The following is a 16,159-nucleotide window of genomic DNA, read 5'->3' on the forward strand; positions in this document are numbered from 1 at the left end:
CCCGTCGTCCCCCGCCCCCCGGTCCCCCCCACCCCCCGCCCCCCGGTGTCGCCGGGGCCCCCGCGCCCCGCCCCCCCCCCCGCCGCCCCCCACCCTGGGGCCGGGGGCCGGCGGGGCGTCACTGCCAGGCGCGGTTGACCGCGTCGCGGGCCTGGCCCAGGTACTGCTGGTAGGTGCCGAGGTTCCAGGCCGCCCAGGAGGCCCAGCCCCGGCCGGTGCCGTCGTTGTCGATCCGGTAGGCCTTGCGGGCCGACCAGCCCATGTCCTGCCAGTTCTCTGCGGTGACGATCTCCGGGTCGTGGTAGTGCACCTCGGGGTACCAGCGCTCGTTGATCTGCCAGGCCCCGAGGTCCTTGGTGCCCGGGTCGGGGTCGGTGGGCAGGTTGGTGTGGACGGCCAGGCGGTTGCAGCCGGACTCGGCCATGGCGATCGCGACGGCGTAGATCGCGTCGTCGTTGCGGCCCTCACCGGACCTGTCCTTCGCGAAGCCCGCCGCCTTCGCCTCCCGGGCGCAGGCGTCGATGCCGCTCTGGTCCCCGGAGGCGTGGGCGGTGAAGCCCGTCGAGCTGACGGTGAGCGCCAGGGCGACGGCCGAACCGGTCAGCAGTGCACGAGTTCTGCGGAGCACGAGTGTTCTCCCTTCGACGGCGGCCCGGGATCGGGCCGGGTACGAGGAAGGACGCTAGGCGGCACCGGTAGACAAGCGGTCAACGCGGAACGCCCGTACCGCAGGCCCCGTACGGCCGCCGCCCCGGCCACCCTGGCACCCCGTGGGCGCGCGGGAGCGGCCCGGATAGGGTGGAACGGCACGTCAGAGGGCCGGGAGCGGCCGGGAAGGGCCTGGGGCATGGGGAAGAAGAGCGAGCTGGACGACCTGCGGGCGCGGGTGGCCACGCTGGAGGCCGAGGTCGACCGGCTGCGGCGTGAGGCGGCGGCGGCCGGCCGGGCGCCGGCGGTGACCGCCGGGCAGCCCCAGTCGATGACCCGCATCGCGGACGCCGTCGGTGTGATGGTCTCCGGCGGCCGGGCGGAGCAGCCGACCCGGGTCCTCCAGGCACGGACCGGCAGCCCGGAGCGCAGGACCGTAGCGGCCCCGCGGGCCCCGCAGGCCCCGGAGGCCCCGGAGGCCACCGAGCCTGCGGAGACCCGGAGCCTCCCGGTCCCCGCGCACGGCCAGTTCCTGGAGAGCCTGCTGTCGGGTCGTTAGGACAGTCGGCGGCACTCAGATGCCGAGCAGGCCCGCCAGCCTCCCGTGCTCCTCCGGGGTGAGCGGGCGCACCTGGCAGGTGCAGCCGCGCAGGTCGGAGGAGCCCATCTCGGCGTTCGAACCGGCGTCGGTGGTGAGGAGGTTGACGTTGGAGAGGCGCCAGGAGTCCGGGCCGTCGAGCTCGGGGTACCACCAGGAGGCGGAGACGCAGACGCTGTCGTCGCGCAGCCGGTCGGTGACCTTGACCCGGAAGTAGGCCGCCCGGTCGTGCCGGGTGACGGCGGCCCAGGCGCCGTCGGCGAGGCCCCGGTCGGCGGCGGCGCGCGGGGACAGCTCGGCCCGGGGGTGGGGCTCCTTCTCGCGGAGCTGGCCGACCTGGCGGAACTCCGAGTTGAAGTAGAAGGTCGAGTGGCGCGAGGTGAGGATCAGCGGGTGGTCCTCGTCCGGCTGCTCGCGGTCGGTCCACCCGGGCAGCGGGTCGTAGCCCATCATCCGCAGGCCGGGGTGGTGGAAGGTGAACTTGCCGGAGCGCGTCCTGAACCCCTCCTGTTCGTACTTGCGGTAGCGCAGGCCGGTGGCCCGGTACTGCTGGGCCTGGAGGGCCTTCCAGTCCATGCCGATCGGCGCGAGCCGTGCGTCCAGGGCGTCCTGGGCGCTGTCCCAGAACCCCTCCAGGCCCAGCCGGTGGGCGAGTTCGTTGAGGATGGCCTCGTCGGGCCTGCTCTCGCCGAGGGGGTCGACGACCCGGTTGCGGCTGGCCACGTAGTTGGCGTGCTCGACGATCTGGTCCCGCTCCGTCCAACTGGGCACCGGCAGCACGATGTCCGCGTAGCGCACCGTCGGCGTCAGGAAGAGGTCGGCGGCCACGATGAAGGGGACGGCGCGCAGGGCCGCCTCCACCTTCGCCGAGTCCGCGTAGCTGACCAGCAGGTTCGACCCGAAGATGAGCAGGCTGTTCACCGGGTACGGCTCGCCGGTGAGGCAGGCGTCGAAGACCGCCCCGGGGTGCGCCCAGCCGGACATGCCCAGGATGGAGTGCCCTGCGACGAGCCGGTCGCCGCCGGCGCCGTCCGGGAGCAGGTCGTAGCCGGGCATCGCGCGCCTGCCGATGATCCCCGGCGGTTCCCACAGCACGTCGCCGCCGGGGACGTCGACGTTGCCGCACAGTCCGGAGAGCTGGACGAGCAGCCGCGCGGTGCCGAAGGAGTCCCGGCTCTGCTGCGCCCCGGTGCCCAGTTCGATGCCCGCGCTCGCCGCGGTGCCGTACGCCGTCGCGGCCCGGCGGATGAGGTCCGCCGGGACACCGGTGATCCCGGCCGCCCGTTCCGGTGTCCACTCCCGGACGTGGGTGCGCAGTTCCTCGGCGCCGGTGGCGTACCGGGAGACGAACTCCCCTTCCTCCAGGCCCTGTTCGACGATCTCGTGGAGGAGTGCCAGGGCCAGGGCGGTGTCCGTGCCGGGCCGCAGCTGCAGGTGGAGTTCGGCGCGCCGGGCGACGGGGGTGCGGACCGGATCGACGACGATCAGTCTGGTCCCCCGGCTGACGGCGTCAAGCAGCCGGGTGCCGATGACGCCGTCCCCGTGCGTCGCGGGCTTGTTGCTCCCCCACAGCACGACGAGTTCCGGACCGCCCTCGTAGTCGACGAAGCTGAACGCGCCCATCGAGAGGATCCCGGCCATGACGCGCGGGTAGAAGCACACGTGGGCCGGCCCGATGACGTTCGGGGTGCCCAGCGCGTTCCCGAAGCGGAACAGCCACTCCTGGTAGTTGCGGTCGGTGCCCTGGGCGAGCACGATGCTGCGCGGCCCGGCGCCGGCGAGGTCGGCGCGGAGCCTGGCGGCGATGGTGTCGAGCGCCTCCTCCCAGTCGATCTCCTCGAACTCGCCGCTGCCCCGGCTGCCGACCCGCCGCAGCGGGCGGGTCAGCCGGTCGGGGTGGCGGGCGAGCGCGGGCGCCGCCCGGCCCTTCGCGCAGAGGAATCCGCGGTTGTTCGGATTCTCCGGGTCCCCGGCCACGGTGAACTCGTCACGGTTCCCGGGAATTAGCAGAACCCCGCACCCGCCGTGGCAGCTGCGGCAGATGGATCGGACGGCTTCGTTGGTCATTCGGTCGGCCCCCACGTCGAATTAGGGAGAAGCGACGGCGCCCGCTATCGCGAGATCTTGGAATTCACGATCTTGGAATGGTCGTGCACCCGTGGACCGCCGACGGTGCTTTCGACGGTGACCTGTCAAGTCGGGTCGGGCTGAATCAACGTCAACTGTACTGTCCGGAAGCTGACTTGGCAGTGAAGTTCACCGTCGTCGACCACCCTGCTTCCGGGCGTTATGCGGCTTTTCCACCGGATGTTCCACGGGCCGCACGCCCTTTTTGCCCACGTTTTCGAAGTCCTGCATGATCCTTGAAACAGGAATCTTGCGCCCCGTTCAAAGCTGGCCCTAGGATGCCGCCAGTAGGCACCATGCGAAGTCCTTTTTGGAGGGCGTCATGGCATCCTTATCCCCGAAGAATTCCCGGGTCGACTTCTTGCCGGGCGCCGTTCCCACGTCGGACAATCGGTCTGATTCGACTCTTCCCAAACGTTGGTACAACTTTCTCGGCGATCTTCCCGGACACCTGCCGGAAGTCCGCAACGAGGGCAATCCGAGCCCTGCCGAGATTGCCGCGAAGGTGCGCCCGAAGGCCATCCTGGAGCACGACCGGCCGGCCGCACCGTGGGTCCCGATCCCGCAGCCGGTGCAGGACTGGCTGCGGCACGTCGGCCGGCCCACCCCGCTGCACCGGGCCCGGCGCCTGGAGCAGCGGCTGGGCACCGGAGCGCGGATCTACCTCAAGCGCGAGGACGTACTGCCGACCGGCAGCTTCAAGCTCAACTCCGCCATCGCCCAGGCGTACTACGCCGCCGAGGAGGGGCGCCGGACCCTGGTCACCGAGACCGGGGCCGGCCAGTGGGGCATGAGCGTGGCGCTGGCGGCCGCCATGTTCGGCCTCGACGCGGAGGTCTTCATGGTGCGCTGCTCCCTGGAGCAGAAGCCCTACCGCCGGCACTACATGGAGCTCCTCGGCGCGAAGGTCCACCCCTCCCCCTCGCCGTTCACCCCGGTCGGACGCGAGCTGCTCGCCCGCGTCCCCGACCACCCGGGCAGCCTCGGCACCGCGATCAGCGACGCCATCCAGTACGCGCTCGGGAAGGAGTCGGCCGCCTACCTCTCCGGCAGCGGCACCCCGCACGTCTACCTGCACCAGACCCTGCTCGGGCTGGAGGTGCGGGCGCAGCTGGAGGAACTCGGCGAGGACCTCGGCGCCCCCGGGCGGGGCGACCACCTGGTCGCCTGCGCGGGCGGCGGCAGCAACCTCTGCGGCCTGATCGGGCCGTACCTGCGGGCCCGTACGGACGGCGCCGACCTGAGCTTCCTCGCGGCGGAGTCCACCGCGGCGCCGCGGCTCACCGCCGGGGTCTACCGGTACGGCCGCTCCGACGTGGCCGGCTTCACGCCCGAGGTGATGGGCTACTCGATGGGGATGGACTACATCCCCCCGGCCGTCCACGCCGCGGGCCTGCGCAACCACCACAGCTCCGCGATCGTCAGCCTGCTGCGGCACGAGGGCGTCCTGGACGCCGTCGCCTTCGGCGACCCCGAGTCCTTCGCCGCCGGGAGGCTGCTGCTGCAGACCGAGGGCATCCTGCTGGCGCCCGAGTCCAACCACGCGCTCGCCGCCGCCCTCGGTGTGGTGGCCGAGGCCGACGCGCGGCGGCAGCGGCCGGTCGTGGTGGTGCTCGCCAGCGGCTCGGGCCTGCTGGACCTGCAGAGCTACCACGACGTCGGCCGGCCGGCGTAGCACCCGCACCGGGGCGGCGCACGGGCGCGCCCCGCACCACTGGAACTCGTTGCTAGGGGGGGCAATGCGGTTGGCACTACAGGCGCGGCCCGGCGTGCACTGCGAGACGACGACGCTGGGGGCCATGCTGCGCCACGCCGGCGCCGACGTCTCGGAGCCGATGCTGTTCGGGCTCGGGCAGGGCATCGACTTCCAGTACTGGGAACCGCCGGCACCCGGGCTCACACCGATGCTCACCGGGCGCACCGGCGCCGGGGAGCTGGCGCGGAACGCCTGCGCCGCCCTCGGCGTGGAGCTGCGGGAGTCGCAGGAGGCGGACCAGGCCGCCGCCGAGCAGCGGGCCGCCGAGCTGCTGCGCGCCGGGTCCGTGGTCGGCGTGACGGTGGACATCTACTACCTCGACTACTTCACCTCCAAGAGCCACTTCGCCGCCCACTGCATCGCGCTGTACGGCCTCGACGACACCACGGCCTATGTCGTCGACACCGAACAGCAGGGCGGGGCAAGGGAGTTGAGCGTCGAGTCGCTCCGGCTGGCGCGCGGCTCGACGGAGGGGTTCATGCCCTCGCCGAACCGGCAGCTGCACCTCGGCCCGCTGCCGGAGCGGCTGACCGCCGACCCGGAGCCGCTGCTGCTCGACCGGGCGTGGGGCGCGATGCGCGCGGCCGCGCGGACGGTGCTCGACGACCGGGGGCCCCGGTTCGGGATCGCCGGGCTGCGCCGGGCGGCGGCGGAGATCCCCGGCTGGCGGGACGCGCTGGCGTCCGACGTCGAGCTGGTGCCGGCCACCGGGCGGTTCTGGCGCTACGCCGGGACCGGCGGCACCAACTTCCGGGGCCTCTACCTGGACTTCCTCCGCGAGGTGCGGAGCCGCTCCGGGGAGGTCCGGCTCGACCCGGTGATCGGGGCCTTCGAGCAGCTCCGGCAGGACTGGGACGAGGTGATCGAGCTGCTGCTCGGCTACGGCGACGCCGGCAACGGCGCGGTGGGCGGACCGGAGCAACGGCAGCAGCAGCTGAACACGGTCGGGGCCCGGCTGGCCGCGATCGCCGACGCCGAGCAGGCCGCCTTCGGCCGGCTGCTCGACGTCACCACCGACATCGCGGGCTGAACGGCCCCGGGGGATCGCAGAAAGCGGGTCGACCATGGCTGGTGCGCGGGGCAGGGCCGCCGATCGCGTCCACGAGACCGAGGACGGTCTGCAGGGCGACGAGATCGCGGTGAAGTACGACGAGATGCAGCGTCACATCCGGGACCACGGCTGGCTCCAGGAGAAGGTGGACGACGTCCTCGGGGCCGGCATCCGCTCCGGGTCGGTGCTCGAACTCGGTTGCGGCCCAGGATACTTGGGGCTGGAATGGATGAAACAAACGGAAAGTCCGGGTAAACTCACCGGGGTCGACATCTCCGAGGCGATGCTCCGGCGGGCGCGTGCCAACGCCGCCGGTTACGGCCTCGCGGAGCGCTGCACCTACGACTGCGCGGACGTCCTGACCCTGCCCTACCGGGACGACTCCTTCGACCACGTGTTCAGTTCCGCCTCCCTCCACGAGTGGGCGGACCCGGTCCGCGCGCTGTCCGAGCTCCACCGGGTGCTGCGGCCCGGCGGCCACTACTGCGTCACCGACCTGCGCCGGGACGTCGACCGCGTCACCTTCCAGTTCATGAAGGCCAACATCGCGGCGGACATGCGGCCCGGGTTCCGTTCCTCGATCAACTCCTCGTACGTCAGGAGCGAGGTCGAGCAGCTGCTCCGGCAGGCCGGCCTCGTGGCCGAGGTGAAGGAAGTGCTGTTGGGGCTGGTCATCACCGGCAGGAAGGAAGCGTCGTGAACGCACTCGCAGGGAGCACGCCGAGACTCTCCACCACCTACGACGGACGCTTTCCCGGGCCCGCGGACTTCGACGCGGTCTGGGAGGCCGTCCTCGACGCCTCCGGCAGCTGGCAGGACGTCGACTGCGCCGAGCACCTGCGCGGCTGGTGCGGCCCCGGGACGGACCGCCTGGTCACCGGGCTGGCCGACGGACTCGCCCGGGTCAACCACATCGGGATCTACCTCGGCGACTACGAGCGCGACGACGCCGTCCTGGACTGGCACGCCCACCTGGTCGGACTCCGCGCGGCCGGGCGGATCGCCGAGGTCGAGACCGGCCCCTCGTACATCTCGCCGCGCCAGTACGGCACCCAGGGGTGGTGGAACTCCGTCGTGCTGCCCGACGGCCGCGCCATCGAGACCTTCGCCTGCAAGCACTACGGCAGCTGGCGGGAGCGCAGCACCGAGGAGCGCCGACTGCTGATGTCCCACCTCGCCGTCGAGGTCCGCGCCGAGGCCGACGTCCGGCGGACCCTCGACACCCTGGCGCGGGACGCGGCGCACCTGGAGGTGATCGCCTTCACCGAGGCCGACGAACTCGGCCACACCTACGGCCACCTGCGCAACAACGCCGACGGGACGGTGCTGGAGATCGTCCACCAGGCCCCGCGCGAGGGGAGAACCGCCTGATGGGGACCACCGCTCCCGCCCCCTACTCGGGCGACCACTGCGAGTCGACGGCCCTGGTCAACATGCTCCGCACCAAGGGCATCGAGCTCAGCGAGCCGCTGGTCTTCGGCCTGGGGCAGGGCCTCTCCTTCCTCTACTGGCACTCGAAGCAGATGCCCGGTCCCTTCCTCGGCGGCCGGGTCAAGCCCGACCACCTGATCCGCAACGCCGTCCGGGCGCTGGGCCTGGAACTCCACGAGCAGGAGACCACCTCCCGGGAGCGCGCGGAGGCCGGCCTGCTGGCCGCCCTCGACGCGGGCGAGGTGGTGGGGTTGAAGCTCGACCGCTTCCACCTCGACTACGCCGAGGAGAGCCACCACTTCGCCGCGCACTACGTGACCTGCGTCGGCTACGACGGGGACGCCTTCCTGCTCGCGGAGACGGCGCCGCTCGGCGTCCGGCGCACCTCCCGGCAGAGCCTGCGCGAGGCCCGCGCCGCCAAGGGGCCGATGAGCTCCCGCAACCTGGCCTTCCGCCTCGGCGCGGGCGACTTCGACCCGGCCGGGCTGCCGGAGGGCTGCCGCGGCGCGGTCCTGGCCACCGCCCGGGACTTCCTCGCCCCGCCGATCACCAACCTCGGCTTCAAGGGGATCGCCAAGACCGGCTCGCTGATGCGCAGGTGGTCCGAGCAGCTGGACGACCCGGTCGCGGCGGTGCGCCGGATCGGCGTCAGCATGGAGGACGGCGGCACCGGCGGCGGCTTCTTCCGGGCGCTCTGGGCCCGCTTCCTGGACGAGGCGCACGGTCTGACCGGCATCGAGGCCTACCGCCTCGCCGCGGCCGACTACCGCCGGACGGCCGACCGCTGGACGGAGGTCGCCACCCTGCTGCGGAAGGCCGACGAGGCCTCCCTGCGGGGCTCGCTGGAGGAGGCGGCCGCGATCGTCGGCGAACTCGCCGGGCAGGAGCGCGCGGCCATGACCGCCCTGGAGGAGGCGTCCCGATGACGACCGCCACCACCACCGCCGGGCACGCGTCGACGGGCCGGCTGCGCGACCGGGTCGCCGCCCGCATCGCCATCGCCCGGCGGGTCGCCGAGGTGAGCGCGCTGGACCGGCCGGGGCTCGACGACTGGGCCCGGCAGGCCCTCGCCCGCGCCGTGCGGCACGCGTGCGCCAACTCGCCCTTCTACGCCGCCCACGTGCCCGGGGAGGTCGCCGAGGCCGCCGCGGCGGGCCGGCCCGGGGCGTTCCGGCGCCTGCCCTTCACCACCCGCGAGCACCTCAAGGCCGGGTACCCGCTCGGGCTGCTGGCGGTACCGAAGCGGGAGGTCATCCGCTTCGACGAGAGCTCCGGGACCGGCGACGGCCGCTCGATCGGCGCGTTCTTCACCGTCGAGGACTGGCTGGAGAACAACCTGACGGTCGCGGGCCTGCTCGCCGCGGTGGTCGACGCACGGGACGTGGTGGCCGTCGCCGTCCCGTACGAGCTGGCCGGCGTGGGCCAGGACCTGGACCGGGCGTTCGAGATCCTGGGCTGCACGATCGTCCCGCTCGGCGCGGCCTCCCCCGGCTGCCCGCCCGAACGGATGGTCCGGGCGCTGCGCAACGCGGGCGCCACTACCCTGGTGTGCTCCGGGACGAGGGCGCTGTTCCTGGGCGAGACCGCCCGGCGGGCCGGCCTCGACCCCCGCCGGGACCTCGCCGTCACCCGGATCCTGATGGCGGGCGAGGGGTCGTCCCCGGCCAAGAAGCAGCGGCTGCACGACCTCTGGGGCGCGACCGCCTACTCGATGTTCGGCATGACCGAGACCAACACCCTGGCGATGTTCTGCGCGCTCGGCGACCTGCACCTGGTGGAGACCCGGAGCTACTTCGAGGTCGTCGACCCGGCGTCGGGCGCACCGCTGCCGGACGGCTCCGTCGGCGAGCTCGCGGTGACCACCCTGGCGAGCCGGGCCATGCCGCTGCTGCGCTACCGGACCGGCGACACCTGCCTGATCGAGGCGGCGCCCTGCGCCTGCGGCTCCCCGCTGCGGCGGCTGCGGCACCGGGGCCGGATGGGCGACCGGATCCGGGTCGGCACCCGCTGGACCTCCCAGCTGGAGGTCGAGGACATCGTCCTCGGGGCGATGACCGCCGCCCCCTACTACTTCGCCTTCGACGTCGACGGCGACGCACTGGAGATCGCCCTGCCGCCGTCCTCCGGCGACGACGCCACCCGCGCCCTGATCGCCGACCGCGCCCGGGAGCGGCTGGGCGCCCCGACCCGCTTCCGCGCCCTGGACGTCGCCCGCTTCGAGCAGGCGCTGCGGACCTCGGCGAAGCCGACCATGCGGAACTTCACCGCGCCGCACGGCCGGCCCGGGGGCGAGGGGGGCGGCGGGACGTGACCGAGCTGCCGCTGCCGACCGGGCTGCCGCTGGACGGGAGGTTCACCATCGACGAGACCTGCATCGACTGCCGGCTCTGCCAGGACCTCGCGCCCGAGAACTTCGAGGGCGACCTCGACAACGACGTGCACTACGTCAGCAAACAGCCGGAGACGGACCGCGAACTCGACTGCGTGCTGGACGCCGTGGACTCCTGTCCGACCGACTCCATTCGATACGTGGCGACGACCACCGGGGGATGATGTGAATGTCAAGGCCGGATCCGCAGGGCTCCCCCGTGGCAGAGGCTGAACCCGCCAGGGGCGGTCCGAGGACGACCGCGCTCGGCCCGGTGGCCGAGAGCTACGACCAGCTCCACCGCATCGACCTGCTGGCCCGGGCCAGGGCCGGCGGCGGGGTGGCGCCCGCCTCGTACGAGTCGCTGGTGCGCGCCGTCTTCCAGGCCGCCGAGGTGTCCCTGCGCAACCTGAGCCGGCTCGCCGAGCGCACCCGGGCCGGCACGCTGGCGGGCGAGCTCGGCGACACCGCGCGGTTCAGCCGCTGGAGCATCGGCTTCCACCGGCTGCTGCGCCACCTCGGCACCGCGCTGTTCGACGCCCGCAGCGTCTTCGGGCAGGGCGACCTCGCCGGGACCTCCGAGATCGGCCTCGCCGAGTCCGCCGGGTACCGGGCGTACGTCGAGGCGGTGCGGGGCCTGGAGCAGGCCGTACGGACGGCCCTGCTGGAGCGCGACCAGAAGGCGGTCCGCTCGACCATCGCCACCAGGAGCATCGACGACCCGCTGTACTCCTTCCTGCACGACCTGCGCACCGGCAGCCACGACGCGACGAAGTGGGAGAGCGACCTCTCCGGCGTGCGGGTGCGCAAGCCCGTCGGGCAGACCCTGGACGAGTTCACCCGGGCCGCCCTGCTCGCCGAGGCCGTGGCCGCCACCGAACTCCACGGCGCCACCCTGCACGGCGAGTTCGTCGCCCTCCACCAGATCCCGGAGCTGCTCTGCGCCGAGGCTAACGACCACCTGGAGGCCGCCGTCCGGGCGCTGCGCGCCGCCGACCTGAGCCGCGCCGTGGAGCACCTCGCGGCCTGCCGGGCGCTGCTGGTGCCGGTCGTCGAGGCGCAGCGGGTGATGGCCGAACTGCTGGCCACCGGCGAGTACCACGGCTTCCGGGAGAACCTCGGTCCGGCCAGCGGCACCCACTCGCTGGCGATCAAGCAGCACATGTTCCGGGACCTCTTCAAGTGCTTCTGGGGGGACCTGGAGAGCTGGCTGCTCTCCTTCCACCAGGGCTCGCTGAGCGACGCCGTCCGGTCGGTCGACGAGGGGCGGCACAAGGATCCGGAGCTGTGGCTGCGGCACTCCGTGATCGACCACGCCTTCCGGCTGCACTTCGTCCACCAGCAGTGGCGGCACGAGCACCTGCACATGCCGCGGAACTGCCTGGGCAGCGGCGGCACCAAGTCGATGATCGGGATCCCGGACGGGCCGCAGGCGGTCTACAAGATGCGGGACGCGGCGAACGCCCAGCGGTCGCTGGTGGCGATCCACGCGGCGCGCGGCGTGCGGCTGTCGAACTCCGTCCCGGACTCCCCGCTCAACCGGCTGGTGGCCGGCCCGGCCTCGGTCGACGCCGAGCTGATGCGACTGGTGGGCGAGGCCACCCGGGAGTACTTCCCGGACGTCCAGGAGCAGAGCTACAAGCCGTTCCATTCCGGCGCGGCCGAGCGCAAGCCGTAGGAGAGAGGGCAGTGACGACTACTCAGTCCGCGGCAGCCGACGGGGCCGCGTCCACCCCAGGGGTCGAGCTCCTGCCCGGGTCCCCCGGCGGGGCCTGGCGGGGGCAGGACTTCATCCGCAGCATCGACGACGGTCGCGAGGTCTGGTCCGACGGCCGGCGGGTCGACGTGGTCGGGGATCCGAGGTTCCGGCCGATGCTGGACTCGCTCGCCGCGCTGTACGACCTCCAGCACGCGCCGGAGCACTCCGCGGAGATGCTCTGGCGGTCGGACCTCTCGGGGCGGCCGGTCAGCCTGTCCTACCTGGCGCCGAGGACCCGGGAGGAGCTCGACCGGAAGTGGCGCAACTCGCGCCGGTGGGCCGAGGCCTCCCACGGGCAGTTGTCCCGGCTGCCGGACTTCATGGCGAACGTGGTGGTGGGCCTCTACCACTTCCGTTCCCAACTCGCCCAGGTGGACCCGGAGTTCGGCCGTAATGCCGAGCGCTACTACCACTGGTGCCGGGAGAACGACATCGCGCTCACCCACGGCCTGGGGGACCCGCAGATCGACCGCTCGTCGACCCCGAGGGAGCGCCCGGAGATCGGGCTGCGGGTGGTCAAGCGCGACGCGGACGGCATCGTGGTGCGCGGCGCCAAGCAGATCGCCACCCTGGCCCCGTACGCCCACGAGGTACTGATCTACCTCTCCCCCGCCAACTACCTGCGTGAGGACCCGAGTTACGTCTGCTGGTTCGGCATCCCGCTGGCCACCCCGGGGCTGCGGATCCTGTGTCGCAGGTCGTACGCCGAGGGCTCCGGCGGCCTCGCCGCCCGGCTGGACGAGCAGGACGCCATGCTGGTGTTCGACGACGTGTTCGTCCCCCGGTCGCGGGTGTTCCTGCTCGACGACGCCGGTGTGGCGGCCCGCGGGTTCCACGAGCTCAACCGGTGGTCGCTCTACACCGGCCAACTGCGGTTCCACCAGCGGCTGCGGACCCTGCTCGGCACCGCCTCGCTGCTGGCGCGCTCGATCGGCGTCGACCGCTTCCGCGAAGTGGGCGCCATGCTGGGCGAGTTGACCTCCTACGTCGAGCTGGTGCGACTGGGGCTGGCCGCCATGGACGCCGAGAGCGCGGTCACCTCCTCCGGCCTGCTCGCCCCCGGCTCCACGGCCGCGCTCGACGCCGTCGCGGGGGACTTCTCCACCCGGGCGTCGGCGATCGTGCGGCAGATCGGCGCCTCGGGACTGATCATGCAGCCCTTCGAGGGCGATCTGGCGGCCCCCGAACTGCGCGGCGCGCTGGACACGTACATGGGCGGGCGGGACATCGGCCCGGACGAGAAGTCCCGGATCTTCCGGTTCGCCGCCGACCTGGTCATCGACCGCTTCGGCACCCGCCAGGAGCTCTACGAGTCCTGGAACCGCGGCGACCCGGCCCGGGTCCGCGCGGTGCTCCACTCCACCTACCCGGACCTCGCGGCCTGCGAGGGCCAGGTCCGCGACCTGATCGAACGGGGGCGGCAGTGAGTCCTGACAGCATCGTCCTTGAGGGCGTCACGACCCACAACCTCAAGTCGGTCGACGTCCGCCTCCCCAAGGGGAAGCTCATCGTCGCCGCCGGCGTCTCGGGGTCGGGCAAGTCCTCGCTCATCATGGACACCCTCTTCGAGCACTCGAAGTCGCTCTACCTGGGCGCCCTGTCGAGCAAGTCCCTGGACCTGGGGGACGGTGACTACCAGTTCGACCGGATCGCCGGGACCCAGCCGCCGGTGGCGCTGCACCAGCGCGACGGCGGCCACTCCAACCCGCGCTCGACGGTCGGGACGCTGACCGGCCTGGACGGGCTGTACCGGCTGCTGTTCGGCGCCGGCTCCAGGCCCGTCTGCCCGGTCTGCTTCGGCCCGACCGGCCCGGACCTGCGCTGCGGGACCTGCGGCTGCTTCGCCGAACCGCACTCCGCGAAGCACTTCAGCGCCAACCGGCGCGAGGGCAAGTGCCTGCGCTGCGACGGGGTCGGCGAGCTGATCGGGTTCTCGCTGGAGCGGATCGTCCCCGACCCCTCGAAGACGCTCACCGAGATCTGGGACGGCGCCGACCCGGGGACCTTCGCGATCCCCAATGTGCGCAAGGCCTTCGAGACGATGGCCGCGGACATCGGCCTGGACCTCGACACGCCCTTCGCCGAGCTCAAGCCGGAGCAGGTCGAGCGGGTGCTGCACGGCTCGGACACCGTCTACACCATCAAGATCCGCAAGGTCACCAACGACGTCCGCTTCGAGGGCATCCTCGGCTTCGCCGAGCGCGCCTACAAGAACGCCTCGACCGCGGCCCGGCGGGGCGCCTTCTCCAACTACCTGGCGAAGGAGACCTGTCCCGACTGCGGCGGCGGGCGGCTGCGGCCCGAGTCGCTCCGGGCGACCGTGGCCGGCCACACCTTCCACGCCTTCCAGAGCGACGAACTCGGCGACTCCGTCGTCCGGTTGCGCGAGGCGCTGGCCTCCGGCGCCCTGCCGCCGCAGGTCCGCGAACTCGCCGCGTCGATCATCCGGCAGAGCGAGAACATCGAGGAGGTCGGCCTGGGCCACCTCCAGCTGCGGCGGCCGGTGCCCACCCTCTCCGGCGGCGAGCTCCAGCGGCTGCTGCTCGCCCAGCACCTCGCCAGCGACCTCACCGGCGTCATGTACGTCCTGGACGAGCCGACCGCCGGACTGCACGAGAGCGAGACCGGCCGGATCATCGCCTCGCTGCGCCGGCTGCGGGACCTCGGGAACACCGTCATCGTCATCGAGCACGACGAATCGGTGATCCGGGCCGCGGACTGGATCGTGGAGCTCGGCCCGGGCGCCGGTTCCCGGGGCGGGCAGGTCGTGGTCGAGGGCCCCTTCGCGGAGGTCCTCCGCACCGAGGGCTCGCCGACGGCCGCCGCGCTGCTGTCGGACCCGCCCACCCGGCGCCGGGTCGACACCGCCGGCACCCCGTGGCTGGAGGTCCGCGACATCTCCCGCAACAACGTCCGCAACCAGGCCGTCCGACTGCCGCTCACCGCGCTGACCTGCGTCTCCGGGGTGTCCGGGGCCGGGAAGAGCTCGCTGGTCGCGGGCCTGCACGACAGCGTCGCCCGGGCCGTCGCCCGGGGCGCGGACGGCGCCGTGGTCACCGGGGCCGGCGCCCTGACCGACGTCATCCACGTCGAGCAGCGGGCCATCGGACGCTCCAGCCGGAGCACCCTCGCCACCTACATCGGCATCGGCGACCACCTCCGGGACGCCTTCGCCGCCAGCCCGGACGCGGTCGAACTCGGCCTCGGGCGGGCGGAGTTCAGCACCAACGTGGCCGGCGGCCGGTGCGAGGCCTGCAAGGGCCTGGGGCTCGCCGAGATCGACCTGACCCTCTTCAAGAGCGAGTCCGTGGTCTGCCCCGAGTGCGACGGCCGGAAGTTCCAGGAGCACGTCCTCGCCGTCCGGCTCAACGGCGCCACCATCCACGACGTCCTCGCCATGACCGTCGAGGACGCCGTCGGCTGGTTCGACCCCCAGGCCCACGCCAAGATCGTCCGGGCCCTCACCGTCCTCGCCGAGTTCGGGCTCGGCTACCTCCAGCTGGGGTGCTCGACGACCGTGCTCTCCGGCGGCGAGGCCCAGCGGCTGAACCTCGCCGGCGAGCTGCTCAAGCAGCGCCGCAGCGGCACCCTGTTCATCTTCGACGAGCCGACCCGCGGCCTGCACCCCGCGGACATCCGGCACCTGCTGGCCCTGTTCGACCGGCTCATCTCCACCGGCAACACCGTCATCGCGATCGAGCACAACCTGCGCGTCCTGGCGATCTCGGACTGGGTGGTCGACCTCGGGCCGGGCTCCGGCGCCGAGGGCGGGCAGGTCATCCACTGCGGGCCCCCGGAGGCGCTCGCCGAACACCCGGACAGCGTCACCGGCCGCCACCTGCGCGGGCGTTCCGAGCCGACCGCGCCCGTCCCGGTGGAGCCCGGCGGCCCCCGGGACCTCGCCGGCCTCGCCGAGCTGCTGCCGCGGTCCGTCGCGGTGGTCGCCGGCACCCGCCACCACCCCGAGCAGGACGGCCCGACCCCGTACGGACTCGCGATCGGCTCGCTGACCGTCGTCTCCGGCGAACTCGCCCTGCTCGGCTTCGTGGTGGCGTCCGGGAGTTCGAGCTGGTCCGCGCTCGCCGACGGGCGGCCGTTCTGCCTCAACGTGCTCGCCGACGACCAGCGCGAGCTGGGCACCAGGTTCTCCCGGACCAGGCCGGACCTCCGCTTCACCGCGCTGCCGTGGGCCCCGACGTCCAGCGGCAGCCCGCACCTCGCGGGCGCCTACGCCGTCCTCGAATGCCGGCTGGAGGGCACCTACCGGATGGGCGACCACGACCTCGTGCTGGCCAAGTGCCTCGGCGTCGACGTCAACCCCGCGGCCGGGTGCGCGCCGCTGCTGCGCACCGACGGGCCCGGCGGCGCGCTCCAGGACTACGGGTGGCGGACGCCGGACGACCAGGGCACGGGGGTGTGAC

General features: G+C 73.0%; 13 protein-coding genes. 11 read left to right on the top strand and 2 right to left on the bottom strand.

From position 1 onward, the window contains the following. Positions 1 to 118: 118 nt before the first annotated feature. Positions 119 to 628, bottom strand: a complete 510-nt coding sequence (locus ACFXOZ_RS32435) for a hypothetical protein (RefSeq protein ID WP_380593574.1) — start codon at positions 626 to 628, stop codon at positions 119 to 121. 219 nt (positions 629 to 847) lie between these two features. Here ACFXOZ_RS32435 and ACFXOZ_RS32440 point away from each other — a divergent pair, with 219 nt between their 5' ends. Beyond that, positions 848 to 1,207, top strand: a complete 360-nt coding sequence (locus tag ACFXOZ_RS32440) for a hypothetical protein (RefSeq protein ID WP_380593575.1) — start codon at positions 848 to 850, stop codon at positions 1,205 to 1,207. A 15-nt stretch (positions 1,208 to 1,222) separates the two neighbouring features. On the opposite strand, the gene ACFXOZ_RS32445 is transcribed toward ACFXOZ_RS32440, so the two are convergent. Continuing rightward, positions 1,223 to 3,313, bottom strand: coding sequence for a molybdopterin-dependent oxidoreductase (locus ACFXOZ_RS32445; protein ID WP_380593576.1), 2,091 nt, complete (start codon positions 3,311 to 3,313; stop codon positions 1,223 to 1,225). Positions 3,314 to 3,734: 421 nt separating this feature from the next. On the opposite strand from ACFXOZ_RS32445, the gene ACFXOZ_RS32450 reads away from it, so the two are divergent. From ACFXOZ_RS32450 to ACFXOZ_RS32495, 10 genes are all read left to right on the top strand, one after another. Further along, positions 3,735 to 5,048: a TrpB-like pyridoxal phosphate-dependent enzyme gene (locus ACFXOZ_RS32450; protein WP_380523381.1), complete on the top strand. Its 1,314-nt coding sequence runs from the start codon at positions 3,735 to 3,737 to the stop codon at positions 5,046 to 5,048. Between the two features lie 64 nt (positions 5,049 to 5,112). After that, complete coding sequence (locus tag ACFXOZ_RS32455) at positions 5,113 to 6,159, top strand: BtrH N-terminal domain-containing protein (RefSeq protein ID WP_380593577.1); 1,047 nt, start codon at positions 5,113 to 5,115, stop codon at positions 6,157 to 6,159. A 34-nt stretch (positions 6,160 to 6,193) separates the two neighbouring features. Next, entirely contained in the window at positions 6,194 to 6,880 is a 687-nt protein-coding gene (locus tag ACFXOZ_RS32460) for a class I SAM-dependent methyltransferase (RefSeq protein WP_380523315.1), read from the top strand. Next, positions 6,877 to 7,551, top strand: coding sequence for a hypothetical protein (locus ACFXOZ_RS32465; protein ID WP_380523316.1), 675 nt, complete (start codon positions 6,877 to 6,879; stop codon positions 7,549 to 7,551). Before ACFXOZ_RS32460 ends, ACFXOZ_RS32465 begins: the two co-directional genes overlap by 4 nt. Beyond that, positions 7,551 to 8,537 carry a BtrH N-terminal domain-containing protein gene (locus tag ACFXOZ_RS32470; RefSeq protein WP_380523317.1) on the top strand — a complete coding sequence of 329 codons (987 nt, stop codon included), beginning with the start codon at positions 7,551 to 7,553 and terminating at the stop codon, positions 8,535 to 8,537. The genes ACFXOZ_RS32465 and ACFXOZ_RS32470 overlap by 1 nt, the downstream gene beginning before the upstream one ends. Further along, entirely contained in the window at positions 8,534 to 9,922 is a 1,389-nt protein-coding gene (locus tag ACFXOZ_RS32475; RefSeq protein ID WP_380523318.1) for a phenylacetate--CoA ligase family protein, read from the top strand. The genes ACFXOZ_RS32470 and ACFXOZ_RS32475 overlap by 4 nt, the downstream gene beginning before the upstream one ends. Then, positions 9,919 to 10,164 (top strand): ferredoxin, encoded by a 246-nt coding sequence (locus tag ACFXOZ_RS32480; protein WP_380398479.1) that lies wholly within the window; start codon positions 9,919 to 9,921, stop codon positions 10,162 to 10,164. The genes ACFXOZ_RS32475 and ACFXOZ_RS32480 overlap by 4 nt, the downstream gene beginning before the upstream one ends. Before the next feature lie 35 nt (positions 10,165 to 10,199). Continuing rightward, positions 10,200 to 11,657 (top strand): hypothetical protein, encoded by a 1,458-nt coding sequence (locus ACFXOZ_RS32485; protein ID WP_380593578.1) that lies wholly within the window; start codon positions 10,200 to 10,202, stop codon positions 11,655 to 11,657. An 11-nt stretch (positions 11,658 to 11,668) separates the two neighbouring features. Then, positions 11,669 to 13,165 carry a 4-hydroxyphenylacetate 3-hydroxylase N-terminal domain-containing protein gene (locus ACFXOZ_RS32490; RefSeq protein ID WP_380593579.1) on the top strand — a complete coding sequence of 499 codons (1,497 nt, stop codon included), beginning with the start codon at positions 11,669 to 11,671 and terminating at the stop codon, positions 13,163 to 13,165. Beyond that, on the top strand, positions 13,162 to 16,158 hold the full coding sequence (locus ACFXOZ_RS32495; protein WP_380593580.1) for a flavin reductase: 2,997 nt from the start codon (positions 13,162 to 13,164) through the stop codon (positions 16,156 to 16,158). Before ACFXOZ_RS32490 ends, ACFXOZ_RS32495 begins: the two co-directional genes overlap by 4 nt. The last annotated feature ends 1 nt before the right edge of the window (position 16,159 follow it).

The sequence above is a fragment of the Kitasatospora sp. NPDC059160 genome (genome assembly GCF_042755465.1).
Taxonomy (GTDB): Bacteria; Actinomycetota; Actinomycetes; order Streptomycetales; family Streptomycetaceae; genus Kitasatospora.